Here is a 25,767-nt window from a genome sequence, read left to right as displayed (position 1 = left end):
CGACGGGAGGGCAGCCGCCGTGTGGCGTGCGGTCGGCTCACGCGTGGCGCGCGCGTACGGCGAGCGCCGCGGCCAGGGCGGTCGGCAGCAGGAGCAGCGCGAAGGCGGCGGCGTACCCGGCCGGGTCCGATGAGCCGGCGCCCAGGCAGGCGTTGAACAGGGCGGCGGTGAGGCCGAGGACGCCGATCTGGCCCAGGTTCTGGTTGGTCTGCATCGCGCTGCTGGCGTAACCCTGCCGGCCCGGCGGGCTGTGGGCGAGCGAGAGCACGGTGAGGGAGGGGGCGTACATGCCCATGCCGACGGCCGCCACGGGCATGGCCGCCGCGGCGGTGTACGCGGGCACTGCCGCCAGCGTCCCGACGGCGGCGATCACCACGGCCACCATCTGCACCAACGCGCCGGCCACCACCAGCCGGTGGCGGGGGCAGCGCGGAAGCAGGTGGCCCTGCACCCAGGAGGAGGCGGCCCAGGCCAGGGCGGCTCCGGTGAAGGCCAGGCCGATCACCATGGGGGGCGCGTCGCGGTCGGTCACCAACAGCAGCGGAACGAACGCCTCCAGCGTGAAGAAGACGCCCGAACCCAGTCCGCACAGCAACACGGTGGCCGGCAGGCCGCGCGCCGCGCGCCAGGTGCCCGACGGCAGCAGTCGCGGTGCGAAGAGGACGAGGAGTGCGATCCCGCCCGCCGCGAACAGCAGGTGGCGCGGGTCCCAGGCCGAGACGCCGTACTGGGCGAGCGCCGCGCCCACGCTCACGCCCAGGGCGACCAGCAGCGCGGGGCGCGCGGGTTGGTCGGCGTCCGGCTCGTCGGAGCGCGGGCGGGAGTGGCCGCGCAGCGCCGCCATGACGACCAGCGTGGGCAGCAGGGTGAGGCCGGCCAGGCCGAAGAACACGGCGCGCCAGGACCACCATTCGGTGACCAGGCCGGCCAGCGGCGGGCCGACCAGCGACGGGACGATCCAGCAGGCGCTCATCAGCGCGAGCGCGCGCGGGCGCAGGGACTCGGGATACGCCTGGCCGATGGCGGTGTTGATCGCCACCGCGACCATGCCGCCGGCCACGCCGTCCAGGAAGCGTCCGGCGGCCAGTTGCCAGATGGTGGTGCTGGCGCCGGAGACGAGGAGGGTGGCCACGGCCAGCACCAGGCCGACGGCCAGCGGGCGGTGCGCCCCGGCGCGGTCGGCCCAGTGCCCGCCCAGCACGCCGCCGAGCAGGCTCGCGGCCACGAAACACCCGGCGACCAGGGGGTAGAGACTCACCCCGTCCAGGGCCCGGGCCGCGGTCGGCAGGGTGGGCACCACGGCCAGCGCGGCCAGCCCGGTCAGGAACATCACCGCGGCGAAGCTGGCGGTGGCGGTCGCGTACGTCCGGGAGAACAGGCGCTCGTCGGTGGCTTCGGCCGGGGCCAGCGCGCGGTCAGTCATCGCCGCCCGCGCGCCGGATGCCGTCGCCCGCGAGGCGCTCGCGGTGGGGGTCGGCGGGACGCGGCCCGAAGCCCCTCGGGCGCGGGCGGGCCGGCGCGGTGGCAGGGCGGAGGGCGGCGCCGGGCAGGAGGCACCCGAGGCCGTGGTGGGCGTCAGTCACAGCGGGACCCTAGCCCGTGGGTCCGGGGGCGTCGATCGATTTGTGGGGCGGAAGGGGCGGCGGAGCGACGGGCGTGACCCGCGTTGTTCAGGGGGCGCGACGCGGCTTGCTGAACAATCCGCGCGCCGCTGACCTGTGTTGGGCCGGCGCCCCCGGGCGCGGGGCAGGGCATCCGGCGCCGCTGGCTCCGGGGCGCCCCGGGAGGGGGCCCGGCAGGCAGGGTGGAAACAGGCCCACCCCGTACTCCACAGCGTCGTGTGCGGTGTGCTGCGCACCGCCGAGAGGGGTCGTGAACATGCGGAAGAAGGGCAGCCCGGGTATAGCCCGAGGGGTGTTGGCCGCCGTCTCGGTGGCGGCGCTCGTGGTGGCGGTGCCGGCGGACGACGGCACCGCGACGCCGGCCGGGCCGGCGCTCAACGAGGCGGCGCGCACGGCCGCGGTGCGCCACGGCTGGGGCCCACCGCTGGGCAGGTGGTCGGACGAGTTCGACTACGGCTCGGCCGGCAGGCCGGCCGTGCCCGACCTGGACAAGTGGAAGCCGGCGGGCGGCGGGGTCGGCAGGTGCTGGCCCGGGCACGCGGGCAACGGCAGACGGTGCGACAAGAACACCCGGGTGTACGGCGGGGTGTTGCGCCAGATTGGCGAGGCGGACGGCGACAGCGGCTGGCTCGCCTCGCGGTACGGGCAGCGTTACGGCCGCTGGGAGGCGCGGGTGCGCTCCGAGGGCGTCGGCGAGAACAACGGCCGCCAGTACCACCCGCTGTTGATCCTGTGGCCGGACTCGGAGCGGTGGCCGCAGGACGGGGAGTACGACTACCTGGAGAACGGCGCGCCGGGCGAGGAGTGCACGGAGGCGTTCATCCACTACCGCACGATCCCGACGTGCCGGTGCAGCAGGAGTTCGCGCGCAAGTGCGGCGTCGACCTGTCGGCGTGGCACAACATCGCCATCGAGTGGACGCCCGACCACGTGCGCGGCTTCGTCGACGGCGTCCAGTGGTACAGCTTCTCCGGTGGCGCGAACGCCGACCGCGAGTGCGTCCAGTGCGCCCGGTCCATGCACCAGACGATCCAGCTCGACAACGTCTACGGCTCGACCTTGCAGGGCGCGGTGTACGAGGTGGACTGGGCGCGGGTCTACCCGTACTCCCCCGCCTCATCCTGACACCCGGCTCTCCCCGACCCACCCGGGGTAGTCGGCGGCCGGGGCGAGGGCGACCGGTCAGCGGCAGGGTGGGTCGTAGGGCAGGTGGTGGACGTGACGCCGCCAGGTGGCGCGGGTGAGGGTGGCGCCGGAGGCGGCGCACGTGCGGGCGAGCGCGTGGGTGACGGGGAGCAGCCAGACGCGGGTGGTGGCGTCGTAGCTGCCGGTGGCCAGGGCGGTGCCGCTCGGGTGGTAGGCGATGGAGGTCACGGAGTCGTTGTGGCCGGTGATCCCGTCTCCCACGGGGCGCGCGGCGGCCGGTCGGCTGGTGTCCCACAGCCGTACGGCGTTGTCGCTGGCGGCGCTGGCCAGTTGGCGCCCGTCGGGCCTGAAGGCCAGGGCGTGCACGGGTTCCTCGTGCCCGGTCAGCGGCCTACCGACCGGCGTTGGCCGCCGGCGGTCGGTGACGTTCCACAGGCGGATCCTGCGGTCGACACTGCCGGTGGCGAGCGTCGCGCCGTCCGGGCTGAACGCCACGGAGGTGACGAAGCCGTCGTGGTCGGCCAACGGACCGCCCAGCGGACGGGGGCGGTCCGGCGCGGCCACGTCCCACAGGCGCGCGGTGTCGTCCTCGGCGCCGCTGGCGAGGGTGCGCCCGTCGGGGCTGAAGGCCACGGCGGTCGGCTTGTCCCGGTGGCCGGTGAGCCGGCGCCCGGTGCGTCGCGGGTGGCGTGGGTCGGCCAGGCTCCACAGCCGGATCGTGTCGTCATCGCCGGCGCTGGCCAACAGGCGGCCGTCTGGCCGGAAGGCCAGGGCGGTGACGGGGGCGTGGTGGTCGGCGAGCGGCTCACCCGCCGGTCGCGGGTGGGCAGGGTCGGCCACGTCCCACAGCCGCACCGTCTCGTCCTGGCCGGCACTGGCCAGGTAGCGGCCGTCGGGGCTGAAGGCGAGAGAGGTCACCGCGCCCTGGTGTCCGACGAGGTCGGCGGCCCCGCGCGGCCGGGCCGGGTGAGAGGTGTCCCACAGCCGGATGTCGCCCCCCGTGCCGGCGCTGGCCAGCAACCCTCCCCGGGGGTGGAAGGCGACCGTGTTGACGGGTTGGGTGTGCCCGGTCAGCAGCGCGTCGGGCAGGCGCCACAGCCGTACGGTCTGGTCCCGGCCCGCGCTGGCCAGGGTGCGGCCGTCGGCGGCGAACGCGACCGTCCACACTCCGTCGGTGTGGTCGGTCAGCGGCCGGCCCAGTACGCGCGGGTAGTCCGGGTTCCTCACGTACCACAGCCGTACGGTGTCATCGAGTCCGGCGCTGGCCAGGGTGTGGCCGTCCGGGCTGAAAGCCAGCGACCAGACGGCGTCGTCGTGGCCCGTCACCGGCTCGCCCCGCGGCCGTGGCTGGTCGGGGTCGGTCACGTTCCACAGCCGGACGCTCCGGTCGTAGCCGGCGCTGGCCAGCGTGCGTCCGTCCGGGCTGAAGGCCAGGGCCCACACCGGCTCCTGGTGCCCGGTGAGCGGACGGTCGCGCGGGGTCGGGCGGGCGGGGTCGGTCATGTCCCACAGGCGGACGCTCTCGTCGAAGCCGGCGCTGGCCAGCGTCGCCCCGTCCGGGCTGAAGGCCACGGCGCGCACGCCGTCGGCGCCGTCGGCGACCAGGGGCTTGCCGAGCGGGCGGGCCCGCTCCGGCCGGCTGAGGTCCCAGCGCCGTACGGTGCTGTCATCGCTGCCGCTGGCCAGGGTCCGCCCGTCGGGTGAGAACGAGAGCGAGATGACGCCGTCCTCGTGCCCCAGCAGGGGCCGGCCCACCGGGACCGCGCGGGCCGGGTCGGAGACGTCCCACAGTCGCACCGCGTTGTCGTGCCCGGCGCTGGCGAGCAACGCGCGGTCGGGGCTGAACGCCAGGGCGCGCGGCCCCTCGTCGCCGTGTCCGGCCAGCGGTCGCCCCACGGGCCTGCGCCGCCCGTCGGAGACATCCCAGAGCCGGATCGTACGGTCCTGGCTGGCGCTGGCCAGCAGCCGCCCGTCGGTGCTGAAGGCCACGGCGGGGATGAACCCCCGGTGGCCGGTGAGCGGTGCGGACAGCGGGCCGTGGGCGTCGGTGACCAGGCGGGTGTAGAGCCGGTCGCTCGCGCGCCGGTGGTAGGCGGTCGCGTCGAGTTGGGCGGCCAGCGAGGTCCGCGAGCCGCGCAGCGCGTCAGCCTCGGCGGTGATCTGGTGGAAGACGGCGGTGTCGCGCTCGGAGCGTGCCGTGCCGCGCTGTTGGACGGCGACGACGGCGGCGCCGGTGGCCAGCAGGGCCAGGGTGGCGAGGCCGGCGATGGCCGAGCGTCGCAGCCGTAGGGAGCGCCGGTGGTGGCGCACCGACGCGGCGAGGAACGACTGTTCCAGCGCGGTGAGTTCGCGCTGGCCGCCCGCCGGGAACGCCTCGGTGGCGGCGGCCAGCCGGCTGCCTCGGTACAGGCTGCCCGGGTCGCGGTCCAGGTCGTGCCAGGCCCGGGCCGCGTCGGTGAGCCTGCGGTGCAGGCGCAGCCGGTCGCGTTCGGCCTCCACCCAGCGGCGCAGCCGGGGCCAGGAGCTGATCAAGGCCTCGTGGGCCAGCTCGACGGTGTCGCCGTCGATGACGAGCAGCCGGGCGGCGGCCAGCCGCTCCACCACGGCGGTGGCGTCCTCGGCCGCCTCGAAGTCGAGTTCGCCCCAGTCGATGGGTCGGCGGGTGGCCGCCGCGCCCCGTCCCGGAGCCACCATGCGGAGCAGGATCTGCCGGGCCAGCTCGGCCTGGCTGGGGGTGAACCGTCCGTAGGCGTCCTCCGCGGTGCGCGCGATGGCGCCGCGCAGCCCCCCGGCGGCCTCGTACGCGACCTCGTTGAGCGCCGCGCCCTTGCGCCGGCGCCAGGTCTCCAGGAGGGCGTGCGACATCAGCGGCAGGCCGCCCGGCTCGCCCTGGACCTCAGCCAGGACGCGGTCGGTCAGAGAGCGCTGGACGACCAGGCCCCGGCTGCGGGCGGGCCTGGTGATCGCCTCCCGCAGCTCCGCGTCGCTCATCGGCCCCACCAGCACGGTGGCGTCCTGCATGGCGGCGGTCAGCCCCGGGTGTTCGGTGCACCGGTCGAGGAAGTCGGCCCGTACGGTGATCACCACGCCCAGCCGGTGTCGCGGCTCGCGCGCGGCCAGCAGGCGGTCCAGGAACGCGGAGCGTTCGGCGGGGTCGTCGCACAGCGTGAACAGCTCCTCGAACTGGTCGACCAGCAACCAGGTGTCGCCCACGCCATCGGCTGCCTCCAGGCGCGCGGCGTGCGTACGCAGCGGGTGGGCGCCGGGGGTGAGGATGCGGACCGCGGCCACCGGGCGCCGGGCGTCGTCGCCCGCGCGCAGCCGGGGTACGAGGCCGGCCCGCAGCAGCGACGACTTGCCGCTGCCGGACGGCCCGAAGACGGCGATGAAGCGGTGCTCGCGCGCGAGGTCCGCCAGGCGTTCGGTGAGCGCCTGGCGGCCGAAGAACACGTCGGCGTCGTCCACGTCGAAGCGGGTGAGCCCCCGGTAGGGCGCGCTGGTCTCGTCCTGCTCCGCGGAGCGCGGCACCGCCTGGTCGACCCGGCGCCAGCGGCCCTCCCACTCGGCGGGGTCCGCCGCGCAGGCCCGTACGTACGCGAGCGTGACCGCCAGCGACGGCAGCTTCTCCCCCGCGGCGGCCTGCGACAGGGCGGTGACCGAGTAGCCGGCGCGCTGCGCCATGGCCCGGTAGGTGGGGCTCCCCGCCCCGCGCCGCAGCTCGCGGAGCGCGTGCGCGAACCCCTGTACCGGGCCGGCACCGGGGTCCAACGGAATCTCACGACGTCCCACGCTGCCCGCCCACCGCTTCCAACGCACCACGCCCGTCCGCCGGTTGAGCCGCGCGAACGCACCGGACGGCTCTTACGGTAGGGCATCCGCCAGCGCGCTGCGCGACCGAGCGCTCACGCTCCGAGCGCCCCCAACGGAAAGGGCTTCTGGTGTCGCGTCAGGCCCGGCTCGCGTCCGTGCCCGCGGCCTGCCGCGACCGCGCGGCAAGCGCGTGCGCACGCACGCGCCCCCGGGGGTGGGACGCGCGCCCCGACCCGGATCAGCCGGTCGGTGGTCAGGTGTCGCGAGGAACTCCCACAAGATCGGTCGCCGTTCCTGACCTGTCGAATTCCGGCCCGGCGGCGGTAGCCTGGGCCGCATAAAGCGCGGGGACCACGGCACCACGAATACGCTGCAGGGTGACGAAGGCGGGGGAATGACTATGGTGTCCAACGCGGCGGGGTGGAAGACGAGGGCCGAGTTATCGCCGGCGGCCCGGGCCGAAGTGGCCGAGCAATTCTTTCGGCGGCTGCGGATCATCGGCAGCCCCCTGGTCAGCGAGGCATCGCTGAGCGAATTGTTACGCAGACAGGTCCGGTTACTCCTGGGCGATCTCGGTCGCGATGACGCGGCCGGGGACGGGCATCGTTCGCGACCGAGCGAGGAATCGCTGCGGAGCGCCGCCGAATTCAGCCGAAGACGTGCCTCCCTCGAGATCCATCCGACCGAGACCGTGCGCGCCGCCGGCCTCTTCTACGAGCTGACGCTGCCCGTGCTGGTCCGCGAGACGCTGGGCGACGCGGCCGCGCCCGAGGCGGTGCTCGATCTGGCGCTGGACCTGCACGACGCGGTGATGACGCAGATCGCGCTCGGCTGCGTCGGGTACATCACGTTCCTGCGCGAGAAGATCCACAGTTCGCACCGCGACGAGCGCCGCCGCATCGCCCGGGACCTGCACGACCGGGTCTCGCACGAGATCCTGGTGGCGCTGCTCAGCACCGAACTGTGTGACGGGGCGCTGGCCCGTGATCCGGAACTCGTCCGTACCCGGCTCAAATCGACCGAACAGGCGCTCCGCGAGGCGCTGCGGGTGATCAGCGAACTCTCCGGCGAGCTTCGCGATTCGACGTCGGACACGGACTTGGAACGCTCGCTCAAGCAGTTTCTCGAATCCGCAATTCCGGAGGATGTGCGGGTCGATTTCGTGGCCACCGGAGACGTTGGCGGACTGCCCGCGCCGGTGGCGGAAGAGTTGTACTACATGCTGCGGGAGGCGATCAGAAACGCGCTGCGACATTCCGCTCCGCGCCGCATCCGGATCACGCTGCGCGTGTCGGGATTGCTCGTGCGGGCCCTGGTCTCCGACGACGGCAGGGGATTCGACGTACGGACGGCCTCGCGGGCGCGACACGACGGACTCACCTCCCTCCGTGAACGGAGCGAACTGCTCGGCGGAAAGGCGCGGGTACACAGCGCGGTGGGGCGCGGCACCACCGTCGGCGTGTCCATTCCACTGGTCAACTGGTGACCGATGACCGAGACCACCGAACCCACCGAAACCACTGAGACCACCGGCCCTACCGACCGGACGAGGGCCATCGTGGTCGACGACCACACGCTCTTCCGGGAGTTGCTGGCCGGCCTCCTCGCCCAGGAACCCTGGCTCGACGTGGTGGCCCAGGGGGACAGCGGCCCGGCGGCCGTGGCCCTGGCCCGGCGGCACCGGCCGGACATCGCGCTGCTTGACGTGCAGATGCCGGGCCCGGGCATCCGCACCACCGTCCTGGAGATCCACCGACACAGCCCGCGGACCCACTGCGTCGTGCTGACGATGCGCGACGACCCGGCGCTCCTGCGAAGCCTGATCGACGCCGGAGCCGCCGCCTACCTGCTGAAGTCCGTCTCCAGCCGGGAGTTGCTCGCCTCCATCCGCTCGGTGGTCACCGCCCCGGACCGCATCCACCTCTCCATCTCGCGCGCCATGATCAAGGCGTTCGACGCGCCGGACGGCGGCACCCCGCCGCTGTCCACCCGGGAGGTGGAGATCCTGCGCCACGTCGCCCAGGCGCACAGCAACGCGGAGGTCGCGGCGGCGCTGTTCCTGGCCGAGACGACCGTCAAGCGGCATCTGACCAACATCTACCGCAAGTTGGGGGCCACCTCGCGGGTCGACGCGATCCGCCGCGCCCACGAGGCGGGAATCCTGGAGCCCTACCCGTAACGCGGCACGGGCCGGGCGTGCCACCGAGCGGCCGCCACGGCGGCGCGGTGCGTGGCGCACCGCGTCGCCGGGACCGGCGAAGCGCCGCGCGGTGGCGGTCGACGCCGACCGGGCCCCGGCCGCCACCTCAGGACTCGTGCGGGAGGGCGACGGTGAGCCGGTAGCCGCACGCGCCCGTGTGGGCCAGTTGGCACAGCCCGACGCCGGGGTCGATCTCGGCGGGCAGGTCCATGGCCTGCAACCAGCCGGTGAGGCGCTCGCCCGGACCGCAGTGGTAGACCTTCTCGATCCCGGCGCGCTTGACCCCCTTGTACGCGAAGCAGGTGGTCACCTCCAGGTGCTGGACGCCGTCCGCGTACGACTCGCGCGCCGCGAACAGCGAGCCGAGGTAGAGGTCCACCGCCGTCTGGAACAGACGGCGGTACTGCTCGACGGTCTCGACCTTCTCGATGCCGAGGCCGCGCATCAGCCGCACCATCTCCTGCCGCCCGAACTCGCGCACCACCTCGATGTTCGCCTCGTTGGCCCCGTCGATGCCGCGCTGGGTGGCGGTCTGGTAGTACCAGAGCCCGTCGGTGGCCATCCACGAGCGGCGCAGGAGTTCCTCTCGCTGCGTGGCCGTGAGGTGCTCCGGCGGCTGTGCCGCGTCGGTCATGGTCTCTTCCTCCGGTCCGTGGGCCCGCGTCACCGGCTGGCCCGCTCCTCGGCATCCAGCAGGGCCCCGATGCCGTGTCGTTGTAGCTTTCCGCTGGAGGTACGCGGCAGGGCGCCCCTGCGAGCCAGGACGACCTTCCGCGGCGAGATGCCGACCGCGTCGGAGACGGCGTTCCTGAGCTGGCTGACGAGTTCGGCCCGTACCGTCGGATCAGACTCCTTGGTCTCGGCGACCAGGGCAAGCCCCTCGCCGTCGGGCGTGGCGAGGGAGGTGGCCAGAACGGCGTGGTTGGCCACCCCGGGCACTCGGCCGGCGACCAACTCGATGTCGCTGGCGTGGTAGTTCTGCCCGAAGACGATGATCACCTCCTTGGTGCGGCCCACGATGAAGAGTTCGCCGTCGTGCCGCAGCCCGAGGTCCCCGGTGGACACCCACCCGTCCGCGTGCACCACGCCACGGTTGGCGGCCTCGCCCGCCTCGTACGTGCTCATCACCGCGGCGCCCCGGATCTGGACCTCACCCACCCGCCCCTCGCCGGCGGGCTCGCCCCCCGGGCCGGCGACGAGACGTACCTCGGTGTCGGCCACCGGGTACCCGACCGAGACCAGCTCCCGGGCCGTGGCGGCGTCACCGACACCCGCGTCACCCGCGCCACCAGCGCCCACCCCGCCCGTACCGGCGCTCCCGGCGGCCTGCTCGGGCACCGGCTCCACCACTCCGTCGGCGAGCGGCCCGCGGCGTACCCACAGGCTGCGCACCGGACGTCCGAGCGGCGGGAAGGTGACCGCGAGGCTGCCCTCGGCCAGGCCGTACACCGGCAGGAAGGCCGTCGGGCGGAAGCCGACCGGGGCGAAGTGCGCGGAGAACCGGCGCAGCATGTCCGGGTCGATGGCCTCCGCCCCGTTCAGGGCGACCCGCCAGGACGACAGGTCGAGCCCGCGTACCTCGGACGGGGGCACCTTGCGCATCGCGTACAGGTAGCCGGAGTTGGGGGCGGTGGCGGCGGTCGCCCGGTGGCGGCTGATCAGGCGCAGCCAGCGGCCGGGGTCGCGCAGGAAGTCCTCGGGTGGCAGCAGCAGGGTCTGCGCGCCGTGCAGCGCGGGGGTGAGCAGCATGCCGATCAACCCCATGTCGTGGAAGAGGGGCAGCCAGCTACAGGAGACCTCCGCCTCGGTGACGCCGAGCGCCTTGCCGATGGCCGTGACGTTGGCCAGCAGGTTGGCGTGGCTGAGCACCACGCCCTTGGGGTGCGCGCTGGTCCCCGAGGTGTACTGGACGAGCCCGGGTTCCTGGTCGGACACCTCCAGGTGGTGGGCCGTGGCGGCCACGGTGCGCGCCACGTCGAGAACTTCGAACTCTCCTGCGTCTCCGCCGAGTTCGGGCCCGATCAGTCGGCCCAGCGTGGCGTCGGAGAGCACCACGCGCACCTGGGACTGTCGCATGGCCAGCGCGATCCGGCGCAGGTGGATGTCGAGCGAGGCGAACCGTACGGGCGGCGGTAGCGGGACGGCCACCGCGCCCGCCGCCCACACGCCGAACAGCGCCCGGGCGAAGTCGATCGAGGTGGGCAGGGCGATGGCCACCCGCTCGCCCCGCCGCACCCCGCGCTCCAGCAGCCCCTGGGCCAGCCTCCCGGCCTCCTCGTACAACTGGTCGTAGCTGACGTGCTCGGCCTCCGCGTCGCCACGGAACAGCCGGATGCCGTGCCCGGTGTCGCGGCCCGCCACCTCGGCCAGCGCGCGGACCAGGCTCACGCGGCGGCTCGCTGCCGGTACAGCTCGGCGACCAGCTTCTGGAACTCGCCTACGGTCTGGATGCGGAAGGTGACGTCGTCCTCGATCTCGATGTCGAAGGCTTTCTCCGTCTTCAGGATGACCTGGAGCACCCGCATCGAGTCGACGTTGGGCAGGGCCCGGAAGTGCTGGTCGCCCGACAGGTCGGTGACCGGTACGTCGATCTCCTGGGCGATGATCTCAAGGACCTTCTCGTGGACGTCCATCTGGCTCATTCCCCCTGGTTGGCTGGTTGGTTGGCGGTACGTAGCGCGGTGACGAGCCGGCTCGGCAGGTGCCGGCCCTGGTCGGTCAGGACCTGCTCGGTGAGCAGGCGGAAGGTGCCGTCAGCCGCGGCGACGAGGTCTCGGCCGTGCAGCAGTTCGCCGCTGGCCCGCACGGCGTGCTCGTCGCGGCGGGTGATCTCGGCGCGTGCGGTGTACTCGACGCCGGTCTCCATGGGCTTGCCGTAGCGGACGCGCAGGCCGGTGGTGAACGCCGAGATCCAGCCGGCCCGGTAGACGGCCTGGGCCAGGGTCTCGTCGAGGATGGTGGCGACGATGCCGCCGTGGATGACGCCGGGGAAGGACTCGTAGTCGCGGCCGAGCGTGAACCGCGTGCGGAAGCCGTCGCCGTCGGCGTCGAAGTGGAGTCGGAGGCCGATGGGGTTGTGCTGGGCACAGCCGAAGCAGTTGGACGGGTTGTCGGTCCGTGGGTCGAAGGAGGCTGACTCCGGCAAGCGACTCACTCCTCGTCAGGGTGGGTGGTACGGGCTGGCCCGGGCCGTGGGCGCCCGGCCTGTTCCCGCCGGCCCGGGGCCGGGTCGGCGGGTGCGCGGGCGCGGTGGCGCGGGCCGGCGTGGGCCGGTGGTGTCAGATGAGCGAGCGCAGCTTGCGCTTGATGTCCCGCGACGATTCGATCGAGTCGTCCTCGACCAGGCGCCGCAGCATCTGCAACACCTTGCCGTCGGCGGAGTCGGTGGCCTCCTGCTTGACCGACTCGATGCGTCGGATGCCCTTGGCCGAAGTGGAGTGCGGGTAGAAGTGGCCGGCCGGGTGCTTGAGCCCCTCGCTGCGGTCGGCCAGCCAGACGTAGGCCATCTTGAGCGCGGCGATCTGGCTCGCGCGGTTGTCGTCGCACAGTTCCTGGGCGAAGACGAAGAAGGCGCGCGCGTGCCGCGACTCGTCCCGCCCGAGCAGCTTCCAGATGTTGCGGACCACGGGTTCCCTGGTCTCGGCGGCCAGGCACCGGTACAGCTCGGCCGCGCGGGCCTCGGAGATGATGTTCATCATGAGGGTGCCGGTGCGGGTGTCGCCGATCGGGTACGGCTCGCGCTTGTACAGCGCGTGCTTGGAGCGCACCTTGATGCCCAGCTTGTCCAGGCAGCGGGCCTGTACCAGCGAGTGCCTTGCCTCCTCCGCGCCCCAGCTCAGCGCCCAGGAGGAGAAGCTGGTCTCACCCTGCCACTCGCGCAGGAAGTTGTGCGCGCCGGGCAGGGTGCCGAACTCGATGATGGCGGCCTCGGTGAGGAAGTCGACCTCCTCCGGACTCATCAGGTGCGGGTCGAGCCGGTCGAGGTCGAGCTCGCGCCAGTCCCAGCGGGTGGTCTCGAACCAGTCGAAGATCTTGTTCCACGTCATGTCGAGGTAGAAGTCGGTGTACAGCGGGTCAAGGACCAGCGAGTTGTACGCCCGCAGGCCGATCTCGACCGTGTCGGTGAACCCGAACCCCTCAAGGGCGGAGGGGGCCACGATGTCCTCGACGTCCAACGCCTCGGCCCAGCCGGGCACGGGGCCGCCCGCGGCCTCGCCGACGACGAACACCCGGGTCTTGGTGAACTCCGTCTTGCCGCGCAGCGTGCGCACCGCCGACGGTATGGAGGTGCCGTTGCCGCCGACGTACGCCACGGCGAGTTCGGTGCCCGGCTCCAGCTCGTGCAGGTAGCGCTCGAAGGTGTCCGGCTGGGAGCGGTCGAGGCCGATCTCGCCGAAGCGGGCCAGGGAGAGCTGCTCGGCGAGCGTGACGCCGGGCAGGCAGTCGACGAAGACGATGCGTGTCGTGCTCATGGTATTTCCCTTCGGAGTGGAGGTGCTGGGCGCTCCTCGGCGGGCCCGGCGGGCACTCGCCCGGCGGCGGTACGCGGCGCCATGCCGAGGGCGGCCAGGGCACCGAGCAGCATGAGCGCCCCGATCGCGACCCAGGCGTGCACGAAGGCCCGGTGCGTCGCGTCGTAGGTGTGCGGGGTGCCGAGGATCGCGATCAACAGGCTGATGCCGAGCACGCTGCCGATCTGCCGGCTCATGTTGACCACCGCGCTGCCCGTGGAGAACCGGGCCTCGGGCAGGTCCGCCGTGGCCGACGCCAGGACCGTGGGCAGCGCGAGCCCCACGCCGACGCCGCCGATCAGCCAGCCGGGCAGCAGTTCGGTGGCGTAGTGCGGGGTGCGCCCGATGCCGAGCGCCAGCGTCGCTGCGCCGACGGCGCACAGCAGGCAGCCCGCCGCCGTCAGCACCCCGGGCGCGAGACGCGGTGCCAGGCTGCCGGCGACGAGCGCAGCGACGGGCACCATCAGGGGGCCGGGCGCGATGCCGAGCCCGGTGCGCAGGGCCGAGTAGTCCCACACCTGCTGCATCCACAGGGTGGCGGTCAGCAGGTTGGCCGCGAAGGCCGCGGTGAAGACCAGCGCCGTGACGTTCGACCAGGCGAAGGCCCGTACGCGCAACAGGGCCGGCTCGATGACGGGCGCGGGATGGTGGAGCGAGCGCCGCCAGAAGGCCGCGACGCCGGCAGCGGCGGCGACCAGCAGCGTCGAGGTGAGGCCGGCGGACCAGTCGTTGACCTTGACCAGGCCCAGGGCCAGCAGCCCGATCGAGCCGGTCAGCAGGCAGGTCCCGGCCAGGTCGGGCAGGTGGCGCGCGGTGGCCTCGCGCGATTCGGGCAGCACCCGTACGGCCACCAGCAGGGCCAGCGCGCCAATCGGAATGTTGACCAGGAAGACCCACCGCCAGGACGCGCTGACCAGCAGGCCCCCGAAGACGGGACCGGCCGCGGCGGCCAACGCCGCGCTGGCCGACCAGACGCGCACCGCCGCCTGTCGCCGCTCCGCCGGGAAGACCGACAGCAGCAGGCCGAGGCTGGCAGGGGTCAGGGCGGCGGCGCCCACGGCCTGGAGCACCCGGCAGACGACCAGGGTCCACAGCCCACCCGCCAGGGCGCAGGCGGCCGACGCGGCCGTGAACAGCGCGAGGCCCAGCACGAAGACGCGCTTGCGGCCGAGGCGGTCGGAGAGCCGGCCGAGGGGGACCAACAGGGCGGCGAAGACGATCGCGTAACCGTTGAGCACCCAGGAGAGGTCCGCCAGCGCGGCACCGCCGAAGTCCCGGCTGATGGCCTCGAAGGCCACGTTGACGATGAACAGGTCGAGCCCGGCCACGAAGGCCGCCACCGACAGCACGGCCAGCGACAGGCCGAGCCGCTGCGGCGCGACCACTGGCGGCCTCGCCCCCGGCAGCGGGCGCGCCTCGGGCGGCCTCGGCTGATCTGGACCGATCTGGGTCGACACGACGAGCGGCTCCCGGGGCGCGGGGTGATCGGCGGGCCACTACGCCACCCGCCGCGTGCGCCCCCAGCCCATGCGAGGCGGACGTCTCCCGCAACGGGCCGCGACGGGGTCGGTCCCTACCGCCACCCGAAAGCGCCCTTGGTGGGAGCGGGGATTACTACCTTGGTAGTAGCCCCCGCTCCACGTCAGGCCAACCCCGTTGACCGGCCGGGCGTCAGGAGCCCCGCGCCGCGATCCCCTCCCGTACGACACGCGCCGTCGAGGTGGCGCGCCTGGTCACGACCGAGCAGTGACGGGTCCGACCGGTCGTCAGGTGTCGGGCCGAGTCCGTGGGCTCCGTCCGCCGGTAGTCACCGGAAGCCCGCCGGATCGGCGGCCCCGGCAGCCCGCAGTCGCCAGTCGACAGTCGGCAGTCGGCAGTCGGCAGTCGGCAGGAGAGTCCGATGATGGCGATCGCCTCGCCCCGGGCACGGTGCCCACGACCTTCCGCGTCCACGCCCGTACGTCCGTACGTCGGTTGGCCTGGATTCGTCACCAGTCGCGTCGCACTCAGATTCCCGGCCGAACAGGACATTTACATCGGCTGGAAGGTGCGGAAATCACTAGTCTTCCGCCGACCGAGGCGCGAGACGTGGCGGCGGCGACGTCGCGTGCGTACGGTGAGCAGAGCCTCGGCGGGACACCTGAACAAGCGTCGAGACCGGGCAGGCAGGGACCCTGAACGGGCAGACTCGGGCGTTGTGGAGGGACGGTGGCCGTGCCGCAATGCAGGAAGAGTCGAATTCCCGAAAGCCGGTTCCAACGGATTGCTTTTTCTTACGCGCCGTTAACGCGACACATACGCCTCCGCGACGGCACATGGCCAACGGGGGCGGGAACACGGTCGGCCCGCCGGCCGGCGACATCGAACGCGTGTTGGAAAAAGCGTCGATGCCTGCCGACCGGCGAGCCGGTCACGGGGTCACTCGATGAGTTCCGGCCGCACCACGGGAGGCCAGGCGCCGATGGTGAGAACACCGGTGGAGTAGGCGCGCGAAACGAGAGCCGCGCGGTTGGGAACGCGGTGCTTGCGCAACAGCGACGAGACGCGGTACTCGATTCCCTGGCGGCTCAGGTGCAGTCTGGCCGCGAGCTGGATGGTGGACGCACCGGCCGCGATGCCTTCCAGTATCCGAGCGTCGAGCGGGGCGAGTGCCCGCGTCTCACGCACCGGCCTGGAGGGCTGCGTGGCGACGGCGTCCGGCCGCACGATGACGGTCACACCGCTCATCGCCCCGGTGTCGGAGTGAGTGGCTATGGCGGTCAGATGGCCGGTGAACTGGCCGCCTTCGGGGTCGATGCCCACCAGGTAGTCGGTGAAGGCGGAGCGGTGACCGCTGGCGAGCCGGCCGAAGTGGCGGCGGGCCCGCTCCTGCGTGCCGGGGTTGAGAAATGCGAGAAAGCTTTTCCCGGAGTAGCTTGTGGCAGCGCCGGAGAAGTGGTAGATGAATTCCCGATTGGCCTCCAGGAGGCGCAACTCGGGGTCCAGGTTCGCGATGCATAGGCCGGAGTACTGCAGGATGGCGTGCCCGACCTGGGCGTAGTCGACGGCCTTGCTCGACCCTCCTCTGTTCGCCGAGTGCGTCAGCTCGGAAGTGCGGAAACTTACCTCTTGTGTCACTAGACCTTGTCATCCCTTCGCGTGGCCTCTGAGCAGTGCCATGCGGATCGACCGTAAAGCCGATAGAGCGACGCCCGGAATGGCCTATTCCGACGCGGACATATCAAGTGGGCTGGGAATTGCGGTGTTCGTTGTTCGATTCGATCCGACGTTAGCCCCAGCCGCACGGCCCGTTCCACCCCGGCCCGCTGTGGACATTTGCCGTTTTGCCAGGGGATTCACTAGGGGTGTGTTATGCGGCGAGGCACTATGGCGCGAATGTCCAACTATTCGCCGGAGCAAATGCCATGAGCGCTCGCAACCTGGGAGAGTGCTGTGGAAATTGCATAAGCAATTGAAACAATTCGTCATATCGCGACCCGGGCCCCACCGCAGGGCGCTTGAGTGCGCCAGCGATATATCGCGCCCGTTTGTGGTCCAACCATGCCCGATCTATGACCGCTTCGGACACGTCTCCTCCCATACCCCGCGAAGACGCCCTCCGAGCTGTCCACACCTAGTGAGACAACTTGCTCCGTAGCTGATCAGCGGCCTGACCATCGCGATTCTGGCGTGATCATGTGAGATGTCCCTCACCCCGCGAGCGCCCACTCACCCCATGCGAATCAGACAACTTGGCTGGATGTAGCCCAGCGCATGGGTGTGTGGTGACCGCTACTGAGGCCCGCTCGCGCCCCCTGCGGTCGCGATCGGGTGCGGCAGTCGGGCACGCCGGGCACCCGGCCGGAACCAGACACTCCGTCACCCCGCCACACCACACCGTCGTACCGCTCCCCCACCACGAGTGCCCGCGGTAGCCGCCCGTACTCACGAGCGCCCGCACGTCCCGACGCACCCGTGGGTCGGAGCGGGCCGAACCGAGCCACGGTGCGCCGGCCGGCGGGCGCGCTCGGCTCCCGCCATACGACTTTCGTCGTGCGGCGGCGCGCCGAACGGCGATCGTGGCCGGCCTGGGGGTGTGTCTAACGTGACCAGGTGATGCGTGCGCAGGGTGTGGCGAAGGCCCGACAGGCTGGGGCGACAGGATGGAGCGGGGCGGTCAGGTGGTTGGCCGGGCCCGTGCGGCGGCTGTTCACCCGCGGCATGTGGCCGCCCCGACGCGTGGTCGGGGAAGTCCTGTTGATGGTGGTCGCGGCGGTGCTGGCGGCCGGTGCCGAACTGGCGCTGGACGGCAGTGGCCCGCGGGTGACCGCGGTGACGCTGGCCACGGCGCTGGTCGCGCCGTTGCGCCGGGTGCTGCCCGCGACGGTCCTGCTGGCGGTCATCGCGGCCTCGACCGAGTTCGCCGGGCTCGCCCCGCTGGTGCCCGTGCTCGCGTGGTCGGCGGGGCGGCGGATCGCCGGGGTCGGCGCGGCCGTCGGCACCTTCGCCGCCGCCTACCTCACCGGCCTCGTCCTGACAGCGGTGACGGACCTGCCCCGGACGCCGGCGGCCTGGGTGTTCGCGGCCCTCCTGCTGCTGGTCTTCGTCGTGCTGCCCGGCCTCGTCGGCCGCTACTCCGCGCAGCGCCGCGCGCTGGTGGACACCTTCCGGGAGTACAACGCCCAGTTGCTGCGCGAGCGCGAGATGACCGCGGAGCAGGCGCGGCTGCGCGAACGCCAGCGCATCGCCCAGGACATGCACGACAGCCTCGGTCACCAGCTCGTGTTGATGTCCGTGCACAGCGGCGCGCTCGAAGTGGACCGCGAGTTGACGGACCGGCAACGCGAGGCCGTACGCGTGCTGCGCGAGGCGTCGGTGGCGGCGATGCACGAGCTGCGCGAGGTGGTCGGGCTGCTGCGGGACGGCACGCCGGTCCCCGAGTCGCCGGAGGAGGCCGAGGCGGCGACGCGCGGCGTGGCCGGCGTCGAGGACCTGGTGGCCGCGTCCCGGCGGGCCGGGACCACGGTGGAGCTGCGGAGTTCCGGCAGGCCCCGCCCGCTGGCGCCGGCCGTCGACCACGCGGCGTACCGGGTGGCGCAGGAGGGGTTGACCAACGCGCACAAGCACGCCCCGGGCGCCGCCATCACCGTGGCCCTGCGCTACGAGCCGGACTCCCTGATCGTCGAGGTCGCCAACGGCCCCGCGACGTCGGAGGCCGCGCACGGCGTGGTCAGTGGCGGCCAGGGGCTGACCGGGCTGGGCGAGCGTACGCGGCTGGTCGGCGGCATGGTGCACGCGGGCCCGACGGCGGGCGGCGGCTTCCGGCTGGCCGGGGTCCTGCCGTACACCCCGGCGGAGAGCGCCGCACCGGTGCGCGCGGCACGCGGTGCGACGGCGACCTTCGTCGACGCTTCGGGCGACGTTCGGCGGCAGTTCCCGTCCGGCCCCGGCGGTGAGGGTGGTCCGGTCATCGACGAGGACGGTCTGCCGAAGGAGCTGGTGAAGGCGATGAGGGAGAGCAGGCGACGCGGTCGCGTGGCGGTCGGCTGCGGGGTGGCGGTCGGGATCGGACTGCTGCTCGTGGTCGCCGCGGGGGTGGGCGTGTGGTTCCTGGCGCAGGAGGCCGAGAAGGCCATGATCGACCGCGGGGAGTTCGACGCGGTGCGGGTGGGCCAGTCCGAGGCCGAGGTGCGTGACCGGTTGCCCGACGGGAAGTCGTTCCTGGCCGAGGACCTGACCAAGGGCGCGCCACCCGAGCCGGCCGGTTCGACGTGCCTGACCCTGATGTCCACGGAGGTCGGCGGCTGGGACACCGAGCCGGTGTTCCGGTTCTGTTTCAGGGACGGCAAGCTGATCGAGAAGAAGTCCTTCGACGTCGACACGTGAGGCGCGGTGTGGGTGTCGGCACCCCGTATCGGTACCTCGGTATCGACACCCCGGTGCCAGTGCCTGAGTGTCGGTGCCCGGGTGACGGCGGTTACGGCGGGGGGCTTCGCCGGGTGCCCGGCCGGCCCGGCGCCCTGATCGGGGATGATGTCCCGTGGCCGGATGGATGATCGCTTCGAGGGAGCCCGGGAGAGTCGTGATCAAGGTTCTCGTCACGGATGACGAGCCGCTCATACGAGCGGGCATCCGGATGATCCTGGCCTCGGCGGACGACATCGACGTCGTCGGCGAGGCGGCGAACGGGCGCGAGGCCGTCCAGCGGGCCCAGTCCGGTCGCGTCGACGTCGTCCTGCTCGACCTCCAGATGCCGGTGATGGACGGCCTGACCGCCCTGGCCGAGCTGCGGCGGACCGTGCCGGAGACGAACGTGCTGGTCCTCACCACGTTCGGCGAGCAGCAGAACGTGCTGCGCTCGCTGGCGGAGGGCAGTGCGGGGTTCCTGCTGAAGGACTCGGCGCCGGCCGAGCTCATCGGTGCGGTACGGGCCGCGGCGGCCGGCGACGCCTACCTGTCCCCCGCCGCCACCCGACACGTCGTGAACTCGCTGGCCTCGGGCCAGCACGCGCGCCGCGCCGAGCAGGCCCGCCGCCGCCTGGAGGCGCTGTCCGCCCGCGAGGGCGAGGTCCTCGCGCTGCTCGGCGAGGGCCTGTCGAACGCGGACGCCGGCCAGCGGCTACACATGAGCGAGGCGACGGTGAAGACGTACGTGAGCCGCATCCTGGCCAAGCTGGGCTGCGAGAACCGCGTGCAGGCCGCGCTGCTGGCCCGCGACGCGGGCCTGGGTGTGTGAGCCTCACCCGCGACGGGCGGGCCGGGCGCGCGGGCCGACGCGCCCGTCGCGGGCACCGGAGAGTTCAGGGGAGGCGGGCGACGGCGGCGTAGCCGGGGACGTGCTCGTGCTGTTCGGTCGCGGCGTCGGGGCGCCACCGGGGCCAGGTGACCAGCCCGGGTTCGACCAGTTCCCACCCCTCGAAGAAGCGGGCGATGGTCTCCCGGTCCCGCAGGACGTACGGGATCGCGCCGCTCTCGTTGTACGCCTCCTGGGCCGCGACGGCGGCTGGGTCGCCGGGCGTGGCGTGGCTGAGGGCGAGGTAGCTGCCGGTGGGCAGGGCGGTGGCGAGGCGGCGTACGACGGCGTGTGCCTCGTCGTCCGCGACGATGTGGCCGAGCACGTCGGACAGGACCAGGCCGACGGGGCGGCTGAGGTCGAGGGTGCGGCTCGCGGCGCCGAGGACGGTGGCGGTGTCGCGCATGTCGGCCTCGACGTACGCCGTGGCGCCCTCGGGGGCGCTGGTCAGCAGCGCCCCCACGTGCAGCAGGACCATCGGGTCGTGGTCGACGTAGACGATGCGGGACTGTGGGGCGACGCTCTGCGCGATCTCGTGCGTGTTGTACGCGGTGGGCAGGCCGGCGCCGACGTCGAGGAACTGGCGCACCCCCGCTTCCGCCGCCAGGTAGCGCACGCTGCGCGTGAGGAACCCGCGGCCGGACCTGGCGTAGGCGCGGACCTTGGGTATCGCCTCCTCGAAGGCCGCGGCGGCCTGCCGGTCGACGGCGTAGTGGTTCTTGCCGCCCAACAGGCAGTCCCAGACGCGTGCCGAGTGCGGCACGGAGGGGTCCACGCCGGTGGGCACGTGGTGGTCGGAGGGCGCTGGCTGGTGCGGCTCGGCCGGCTGGGCCGGGGCGGCGGATGTCATCGCTGTGCAGCCTTTCCTTCGAGTCCTTCGGGTCCGTCGAGTCCTTGGAGTTCTTCGGGTCCGTCGAGGGTGGGGAGCGGGGTCGCGGGGGGCGGGGCCGAGGCACAGGCGGCGTCCAGGCGTTGACGTAGCGCGCCCACGGTGTCCGGGGCGTCGGTGACCTCCTCGTTCCCGCCGGGTGACTGCCACACCGCGTGGTCGTCGATCTCGGGCGCCGGGATGCGCAGCAGCCGTAGCGGCGGCGTCTCGCTCAGCGGGTGGGGTGGCGCGGCCAGCGGCATGACCTGCACCGTGCAACCCGCGCGCCGGGCCGCCTCGCACAACGCCTGGCGCTGTTCGGCCATCACCTCCGCGTCGCCGACCACGGCGTGCAGGGCCGCCTCGCCGAGCAGCGCCCACACGCGTACGCCGCGCTCGCGCAGTCGCCGCTGGCGTGCCAGCAGGAAGGCGACGGCCTCGTCGGTCGAAGCCGTGCTGGTCCCGGGGCACAGCGCGTGCAGGGCGGCGGCGTAGCGGGGGGTGCGCAGCACGTCGGGCACCAGGCTGGGGTGCCAGAGGCGGATGAAGGAGGCCGACGACTCGATGCCGATCCACCGGTGTTGGCCGGGTGGCATGGCGGCGCGGTGGCGGTGCCACCAGCCCGCCCGGCTCGCCGCCGCGACCTGCGTCAGCGTCGCGTCGATCTCGTGGGGTGGCACGCCGTACAGCCGCAGCAGGGTCTCGATCTGGCCGATGTCCAGGGCGGTTTCGGCGGCCTCGATGCGCCGCACGGTCATGGTGTGCTTGCCCAGTTCAGCGGCGGCGTCGGCCAGTGACTTGCCGGCCACCTCACGCAGGAGCCGCAGTCGTGCGGCGAGCACCCGGTGCTCCACCGTCGGCCCCGACCGTGGCCTGCTCACGTCACTCCTCCACGCTCGCCGGGCCGGTCTCCGCACCACACGAAAACCGATCATCGCGAATCGTACTGTGTGAATTGCATGGCATGTGATTCACACGCATGGTGGTGGCTATGGCTGACGAGGCGTTCACCCCCGAGTCCCCCCGCGATCGTCAACGCCGTCGCGGGGGCGAGGGTGGTGACTGTTCGCGCTGGATTCCGGCCGTGCCCGAGGGGGCGTCGATCGCGCGCGAGCACGTGCGAAGTGCCCTACGCCACTGGCGACTTGACGAGCACTCCGTGGAGCGGGCGGCCCTGTTGGTCAGCGAGCTGGTCACCAACGCGATCGTGCACGGCGCGCGCCACCGGGGCAGCCCGCCGCGCTTGGTGTGGTGTCACATCCAACGCACCACCGACACGGTGCGGTTGAGCGTGTGGGGACCACCGGGCACCACCGTTCCCAGCCCCCGGCGCTCCCCCGAGGTCAGCCCGGGCGAGGTCCGTGCGTTGCCGGAATCCGGGCGCGGGCTGCTGATCGTGGCGGCCATGTCCCGCGCCTGGGGCACCCGGATGGGACGCGTCAACCGTCTGGTCTGGGCCGAGCTGTAACCCCACCCCCCGCGAGAAGGAGCGCCCATGCCGCCCGACCCCAGGCACGATGTGCACGCCGCCGAGATCGAGCGTGCCGTACGCGACCTCCAGGACGCGCTCACCCGCCTGGAGGCCCTGGGCCAGACCCCGTATCCGGTCGGCGACCCCACCGGGTGTGCCCCCTCGCCCGCCATCGGCGGTTGGGGGGAAATGGGTGTGCTGCTGCCCGGTGAGGCGCTGATCTGGTCCCCACCCAGCGCGGACGCGCACGAGCCGGGACTGTGGGTGCGCTGGCCACACGCCTGGACCCCACCCGAACACCGGCCGTGAGACCGTCGCGACTGGCGTGCCACAACTCGCGGCGGATGTGACCCTTTTGGGGCTCGTACGGGACCTGGACGTCGGCCCGTCGCGAGGGGCGGACCGGCGGCGCGGGGCGCGAAGGGTGGGGTCAGGTGCGCGGCGCGCGGCGGGGCAGGGATCATGAGGCCAGTCCGTGCCCCGCGTTGGGCCCGTCCCGAGGAGCCGTTCATGCGCCGTCGCCACCCCGCCGAGCGGCGTGCGGCGCGCGTGTCGGCGTGGCGGAAGGTTGGCGCGTCACTGTCCGGGTTGGCGGATCGCCGCCTCGCTGACCTGCTGGCTGGCGCCACGCCGCTCGGCTCCGGTATCGGCGGCAGGTCGTCCGTGCTGGAGGTCGAGGGGGTGCCGGTGTTCGTGAAGCGGGTACCGCTCACGGAACGCGAACTTCGCCCGGAGCACGCCCGGTCGACGGCCAACCTGTTCGGCCTGCCCACCTGGTACCAGTACGGGGTGGGCCTGGAGGACTGGTTGGCGGGTCGGTCGCGAAGGGTGGTGAGCGCCGAGCACGGCGCGGTCATCGACCGCCACGCGCGGGTCGCCCTGTCGCTGCACGACTTCCACCACGACCTGCTGACGGTCAGCAAGCGCACGCCGTTCCCGGCCACGCTGTCAGGCGGAGAGGAACCGCCGCCATGAGGGCGCGCCACCCAACTCCCGTGCGTTGGGCACGGATGAGCGACGAGCCGTACCCAACCGACCGTAGGATGCGGGACCCTGCACGTGGTCCCTGTGGACGCCGCGTCCACGCGCACGCCGACGAAGGGTCAGGGCCCGGGTGCCCAGGGTTGGTCACCCACCACGGAACACGGAAGACATCGGAAGGCAGACGGACATGACGGGCAACAACGCCGAGCGCATCGACCTCTCCCGGGCACACTCGGCGCGGGTGTACGACTTCATCCTGGGCGGCAAGGACAACTACGAGGCCGATCGGGCGGCGGCGGCCGCGGCGCTCGAAGCCTGGCCCGGGCTGCGGACCAGCATGCACATCAACCGCGCGGTGATGCACCGGATGGCCAACTGGCTGGCGTCCGAGGCGAAGGTCGACCAGTTCCTGGACATCGGCACGGGAATCCCCACCGCCCCCAACCTGCACCAGGTGGTGCAGGGTGTGACGCCCGAGGCGCGGGTCGTGTACGTGGACAACGACCCGATCGTGCTGGCCCACGCGCGCGCCCTGCTGACCGGCACGCCCGAGGGTCGCACGGCCTACATCGAGGCCGACATGCGCGAGCCGGACAACATCCTCTCCGCCCCCGACCTGCACGAGACGCTGGACCTGAGCCGACCGGTCGCGCTCACCATCATCGCGGTGCTGCAGTTCGTGGAGGACGCCGGCGGGCTCATCCAGCGCCTGCTGGAGCCGTTGGCGTCCGGCAGCTACCTCGCGCTCACCCTCGCGACCGCCGAACTCGCTCCCGAATCGGCCGCGTTGGCCGCCACCTACACGCGTCGCGGCATCCCCATGTATCTCCGCACCCGCTCCGATGTCGAGGAGTTGTTCACGGGGGCGGGGTTGGAACTCCTGTCCCCCGGCGTCGTGCCCATGCACCACTGGCGGCCCGAGCCGGGCGAGGAACTGGCGGAGGCGACAGCCGTGAACATGTACGCGGGCGTCGGGCGCAAGCCGTAGCGCGCCGGGGCGGTCGCGACGGCGCGCTACGGGTGCGTCGCCGGCCCGCGCGCCGTGCGGCGGGGGCCGCGCCGGCCGTGGCCGGTCGCGGCGCGGGCGGCTGGGACGCGCGGGCGGGCGCGCGTCAGCCAGGCGTACGGTCGCCCCGGCGCACGCCGGGCGTGATGCTGGGCCGGGTGCGGAGCAGCCGGCGGATCGGACGGATCGCGGCCTCCAGGGGGACGCTCCGCAAGGCGAGGTCGCGGGCCAACGAGTAAGCGCGACCGCCGCGGAACATAAGCTTGGCCAGGTCGCGCGAATTGGTCTGCGCCGCCTCCACCCGGGGGCGCTGGGCCCGCTCGTAGCCGCGCAGTCGGCGCGGCACCTCGTCGCGGGCGGCGCCGTCGAGGTGGGCGGCGAGCACGCCGGCCGACTCCATGGCCATGCAGGCTCCGATGCCGGCGGTGGGCAGGAACCCGGCCGCCGCGTCGCCGACGAGCACCACCCTGCCGTCCGCCCAGCGGGCCGCGCGGCAGTCGGTGAGCGGCCAGAAGTAGGTCTGGTCGCCGTGCGCCACCTGGCGCAGGGCCCGGTCCAGCCGGGCGTCCACCCCGTCGAGGCCGGCACGGGCGTGCGCGACGAAGGGGCGGGGTCCGTGCCGGGTGGTGGCGCGCGGCCCGCACACGATGACGCCGACCCGGTCCTTGACCGGGTAGGTACCGATGAACATCCCCGTCCCCCAGATCTCCCAGCCCAGGTCGGGCTCCGCGTCCGGGTCCGCCCAGCCGACCCAGCCACCCCAGCCGGTGTCGTAGGTGCTGACCTCCGTGGGCGCGAGGACGAGTTGGCGCGTGCTGGAGTGCAGGCCGTCGGCGGCGACGACGAGGTCGAAGGCGCCGGCGTACGACCGCCCGCGTGTGTCGAGGGTGACGCGCGCTGCGGTCGGCGTCTGTTCGATGGCGGTGACCGTGGTGTGGTGGGTGACGGTGCCGCCCGGGGAGGCGAGCACGTCCATGAGCGCACCCCGGGAGATGCCACGGTAGTGGCCGGCCTCGCTCAGCAGGCGGCCCATGGGGTATTCGCGCAGGGGCTGTCCGTGCCGCCCACGGATGCGGTAGCGGCGCATCGGGGTGCTGTGGCGCAGGTACGCGTCCATGGCGCCGAGGGCGTCGAGTACAGGGTCGGCCAGGGGCATCAGGGCCAGCATGTAACCGGCGGCGGCGTGCGGGGCGGCCTTGTCCACCAGGACGGGGTGCAGGCCCTGCCGGCGCAGGAGTTGTGCCAGCGTCAGCCCCGCGGCGCCGGCGCCGACGACCAGCACGCGCAACCGGTCGGTCGCGGCGGCCGCCAACTGACTCTCCAGACTGGCGTGTTCGAGCATGGTGTACCTCCGATGGGCTCCGGCCGACCGACCGG

The 25,767-nt window shown here is 73.0% G+C and carries 20 protein-coding genes and 1 pseudogene; 9 read left to right on the top strand and 12 right to left on the bottom strand.

Translation table 11 applies throughout. From position 1 onward, the window contains the following. Nucleotides 1-37: 37 nt before the first annotated feature. The gene (locus OYE22_RS31840) at nucleotides 38-1,423 is read right to left on the bottom strand and encodes an MFS transporter (RefSeq protein WP_277323664.1); all 1,386 of its coding nucleotides are present in this window, start codon (nucleotides 1,421-1,423) and stop codon (nucleotides 38-40) included. Nucleotides 1,424-2,465: 1,042 nt separating this feature from the next. On the opposite strand from OYE22_RS31840, the gene OYE22_RS31835 reads away from it, so the two are divergent. Continuing rightward, entirely contained in the window at nucleotides 2,466-2,747 is a 282-nt protein-coding gene (locus OYE22_RS31835) for a hypothetical protein (protein ID WP_277323663.1), read from the top strand. 57 nt (nucleotides 2,748-2,804) lie between these two features. Here OYE22_RS31835 and OYE22_RS31830 read toward each other — a convergent pair whose 3' ends face one another. Then, a complete protein-coding gene (locus OYE22_RS31830; RefSeq protein WP_277323662.1) occupies nucleotides 2,805-6,557 on the bottom strand; it encodes a WD40 repeat domain-containing protein in 3,753 nt (1,250 codons plus the stop codon). A gap of 415 nt (nucleotides 6,558-6,972) precedes the next feature. Between OYE22_RS31830 and OYE22_RS31825 the strand changes: the two genes are divergently transcribed. Further along, nucleotides 6,973-8,064, top strand: a complete 1,092-nt coding sequence (locus OYE22_RS31825) for a histidine kinase (RefSeq protein WP_277323660.1) — start codon at nucleotides 6,973-6,975, stop codon at nucleotides 8,062-8,064. Between the two features lie 3 nt (nucleotides 8,065-8,067). Continuing rightward, entirely contained in the window at nucleotides 8,068-8,757 is a 690-nt protein-coding gene (locus tag OYE22_RS31820) for a response regulator transcription factor (RefSeq protein WP_277323659.1), read from the top strand. Between the two features lie 127 nt (nucleotides 8,758-8,884). On the opposite strand, the gene OYE22_RS31815 is transcribed toward OYE22_RS31820, so the two are convergent. From OYE22_RS31815 to OYE22_RS31785, 7 genes are all read right to left on the bottom strand, one after another. Then, nucleotides 8,885-9,412: a DUF6125 family protein gene (locus tag OYE22_RS31815; protein ID WP_277323658.1), complete on the bottom strand. Its 528-nt coding sequence runs from the start codon at nucleotides 9,410-9,412 to the stop codon at nucleotides 8,885-8,887. A 29-nt stretch (nucleotides 9,413-9,441) separates the two neighbouring features. Continuing rightward, nucleotides 9,442-11,166 carry a fatty acyl-AMP ligase gene (locus OYE22_RS31810; RefSeq protein ID WP_277323657.1) on the bottom strand — a complete coding sequence of 575 codons (1,725 nt, stop codon included), beginning with the start codon at nucleotides 11,164-11,166 and terminating at the stop codon, nucleotides 9,442-9,444. Beyond that, complete coding sequence (locus OYE22_RS31805) at nucleotides 11,163-11,420, bottom strand: acyl carrier protein (protein ID WP_277323656.1); 258 nt, start codon at nucleotides 11,418-11,420, stop codon at nucleotides 11,163-11,165. The genes OYE22_RS31810 and OYE22_RS31805 overlap by 4 nt, the downstream gene beginning before the upstream one ends. Continuing rightward, on the bottom strand, nucleotides 11,417-11,923 hold the full coding sequence (locus tag OYE22_RS31800; RefSeq protein WP_277323655.1) for a PaaI family thioesterase: 507 nt from the start codon (nucleotides 11,921-11,923) through the stop codon (nucleotides 11,417-11,419). The genes OYE22_RS31805 and OYE22_RS31800 overlap by 4 nt, the downstream gene beginning before the upstream one ends. A gap of 133 nt (nucleotides 11,924-12,056) precedes the next feature. Further along, the gene (locus OYE22_RS31795) at nucleotides 12,057-13,250 is read right to left on the bottom strand and encodes a ferritin-like domain-containing protein (RefSeq protein WP_277323654.1); all 1,194 of its coding nucleotides are present in this window, start codon (nucleotides 13,248-13,250) and stop codon (nucleotides 12,057-12,059) included. After that, nucleotides 13,247-14,746 (bottom strand): MFS transporter, encoded by a 1,500-nt coding sequence (locus OYE22_RS31790; protein ID WP_277323653.1) that lies wholly within the window; start codon nucleotides 14,744-14,746, stop codon nucleotides 13,247-13,249. The genes OYE22_RS31795 and OYE22_RS31790 overlap by 4 nt, the downstream gene beginning before the upstream one ends. Before the next feature lie 961 nt (nucleotides 14,747-15,707). After that, the gene (locus OYE22_RS31785; RefSeq protein ID WP_277323652.1) at nucleotides 15,708-16,406 is read right to left on the bottom strand and encodes a PAS domain-containing protein; all 699 of its coding nucleotides are present in this window, start codon (nucleotides 16,404-16,406) and stop codon (nucleotides 15,708-15,710) included. A 1,101-nt stretch (nucleotides 16,407-17,507) separates the two neighbouring features. Between OYE22_RS31785 and OYE22_RS31780 the strand changes: the two genes are divergently transcribed. Both OYE22_RS31780 and OYE22_RS31775 read left to right on the top strand, forming a co-directional pair. Further along, nucleotides 17,508-19,154: a histidine kinase gene (locus OYE22_RS31780; RefSeq protein ID WP_348652261.1), complete on the top strand. Its 1,647-nt coding sequence runs from the start codon at nucleotides 17,508-17,510 to the stop codon at nucleotides 19,152-19,154. Nucleotides 19,155-19,350: 196 nt separating this feature from the next. Next, the gene (locus OYE22_RS31775) at nucleotides 19,351-20,004 is read left to right on the top strand and encodes a response regulator transcription factor (protein ID WP_277323651.1); all 654 of its coding nucleotides are present in this window, start codon (nucleotides 19,351-19,353) and stop codon (nucleotides 20,002-20,004) included. A gap of 64 nt (nucleotides 20,005-20,068) precedes the next feature. On the opposite strand, the gene OYE22_RS31770 is transcribed toward OYE22_RS31775, so the two are convergent. After that, on the bottom strand, nucleotides 20,069-20,911 hold the full coding sequence (locus OYE22_RS31770) for an SAM-dependent methyltransferase (RefSeq protein ID WP_277323650.1): 843 nt from the start codon (nucleotides 20,909-20,911) through the stop codon (nucleotides 20,069-20,071). Next, nucleotides 20,908-21,810: a helix-turn-helix transcriptional regulator gene (locus OYE22_RS31765; RefSeq protein ID WP_277323649.1), complete on the bottom strand. Its 903-nt coding sequence runs from the start codon at nucleotides 21,808-21,810 to the stop codon at nucleotides 20,908-20,910. Before OYE22_RS31765 ends, OYE22_RS31770 begins: the two co-directional genes overlap by 4 nt. 110 nt (nucleotides 21,811-21,920) lie before the next feature. Here OYE22_RS31765 and OYE22_RS31760 point away from each other — a divergent pair, with 110 nt between their 5' ends. From OYE22_RS31760 to OYE22_RS31745, 4 genes and pseudogenes are all read left to right on the top strand, one after another. Then, a complete protein-coding gene (locus OYE22_RS31760) occupies nucleotides 21,921-22,397 on the top strand; it encodes an ATP-binding protein (protein WP_277323648.1) in 477 nt (158 codons plus the stop codon). 27 nt (nucleotides 22,398-22,424) lie between these two features. Further along, complete coding sequence (locus tag OYE22_RS31755) at nucleotides 22,425-22,709, top strand: hypothetical protein (RefSeq protein ID WP_277323647.1); 285 nt, start codon at nucleotides 22,425-22,427, stop codon at nucleotides 22,707-22,709. A 201-nt stretch (nucleotides 22,710-22,910) separates the two neighbouring features. Further along, nucleotides 22,911-23,195, top strand: a pseudogene (locus tag OYE22_RS31750) (protein kinase family protein); the annotation flags it as partial. 376 nt (nucleotides 23,196-23,571) lie between these two features. Continuing rightward, nucleotides 23,572-24,372 carry an SAM-dependent methyltransferase gene (locus tag OYE22_RS31745; protein ID WP_277323646.1) on the top strand — a complete coding sequence of 267 codons (801 nt, stop codon included), beginning with the start codon at nucleotides 23,572-23,574 and terminating at the stop codon, nucleotides 24,370-24,372. 124 nt (nucleotides 24,373-24,496) lie between these two features. Here the strand turns inward: OYE22_RS31745 and OYE22_RS31740 are convergent, their stop codons facing one another. Further along, nucleotides 24,497-25,732, bottom strand: a complete 1,236-nt coding sequence (locus tag OYE22_RS31740; protein WP_277323645.1) for an NAD(P)/FAD-dependent oxidoreductase — start codon at nucleotides 25,730-25,732, stop codon at nucleotides 24,497-24,499. Between the last annotated feature and the right edge of the window lie 35 nt (nucleotides 25,733-25,767).

Source organism: Streptomyces sp. 71268 (assembly GCF_029392895.1).
Classification (GTDB): Bacteria; Actinomycetota; Actinomycetes; order Streptomycetales; family Streptomycetaceae; genus Streptomyces.
Note: the sequence above shows the minus strand (reverse complement) of the source record. Positions and strands in the feature narration are given on the sequence as shown.

What these genes read in the sequence shown, in the direction of transcription:
- OYE22_RS31745 (WP_277323646.1), top strand. Translation starts at nt 23,572, where the DNA reads ATGACGGGCAACAACGCCGAGCGCATCGACCTCTCCCGGGCACACTCG.
- OYE22_RS31840 (WP_277323664.1), bottom strand. Translation starts at nt 1,423, where the DNA reads ATGACTGACCGCGCGCTGGCCCCGGCCGAAGCCACCGACGAGCGCCTG.
- OYE22_RS31825 (WP_277323660.1), top strand. Translation starts at nt 6,973, where the DNA reads ATGACTATGGTGTCCAACGCGGCGGGGTGGAAGACGAGGGCCGAGTTA.
- OYE22_RS31740 (WP_277323645.1), bottom strand. Translation starts at nt 25,732, where the DNA reads ATGCTCGAACACGCCAGTCTGGAGAGTCAGTTGGCGGCCGCCGCGACC.
- OYE22_RS31795 (WP_277323654.1), bottom strand. Translation starts at nt 13,250, where the DNA reads ATGAGCACGACACGCATCGTCTTCGTCGACTGCCTGCCCGGCGTCACG.
- OYE22_RS31820 (WP_277323659.1), top strand. Translation starts at nt 8,068, where the DNA reads ATGACCGAGACCACCGAACCCACCGAAACCACTGAGACCACCGGCCCT.
- OYE22_RS31760 (WP_277323648.1), top strand. Translation starts at nt 21,921, where the DNA reads ATGGCTGACGAGGCGTTCACCCCCGAGTCCCCCCGCGATCGTCAACGC.
- OYE22_RS31755 (WP_277323647.1), top strand. Translation starts at nt 22,425, where the DNA reads ATGCCGCCCGACCCCAGGCACGATGTGCACGCCGCCGAGATCGAGCGT.
- OYE22_RS31770 (WP_277323650.1), bottom strand. Translation starts at nt 20,911, where the DNA reads ATGACATCCGCCGCCCCGGCCCAGCCGGCCGAGCCGCACCAGCCAGCG.
- OYE22_RS31815 (WP_277323658.1), bottom strand. Translation starts at nt 9,412, where the DNA reads ATGACCGACGCGGCACAGCCGCCGGAGCACCTCACGGCCACGCAGCGA.
- OYE22_RS31805 (WP_277323656.1), bottom strand. Translation starts at nt 11,420, where the DNA reads ATGAGCCAGATGGACGTCCACGAGAAGGTCCTTGAGATCATCGCCCAG.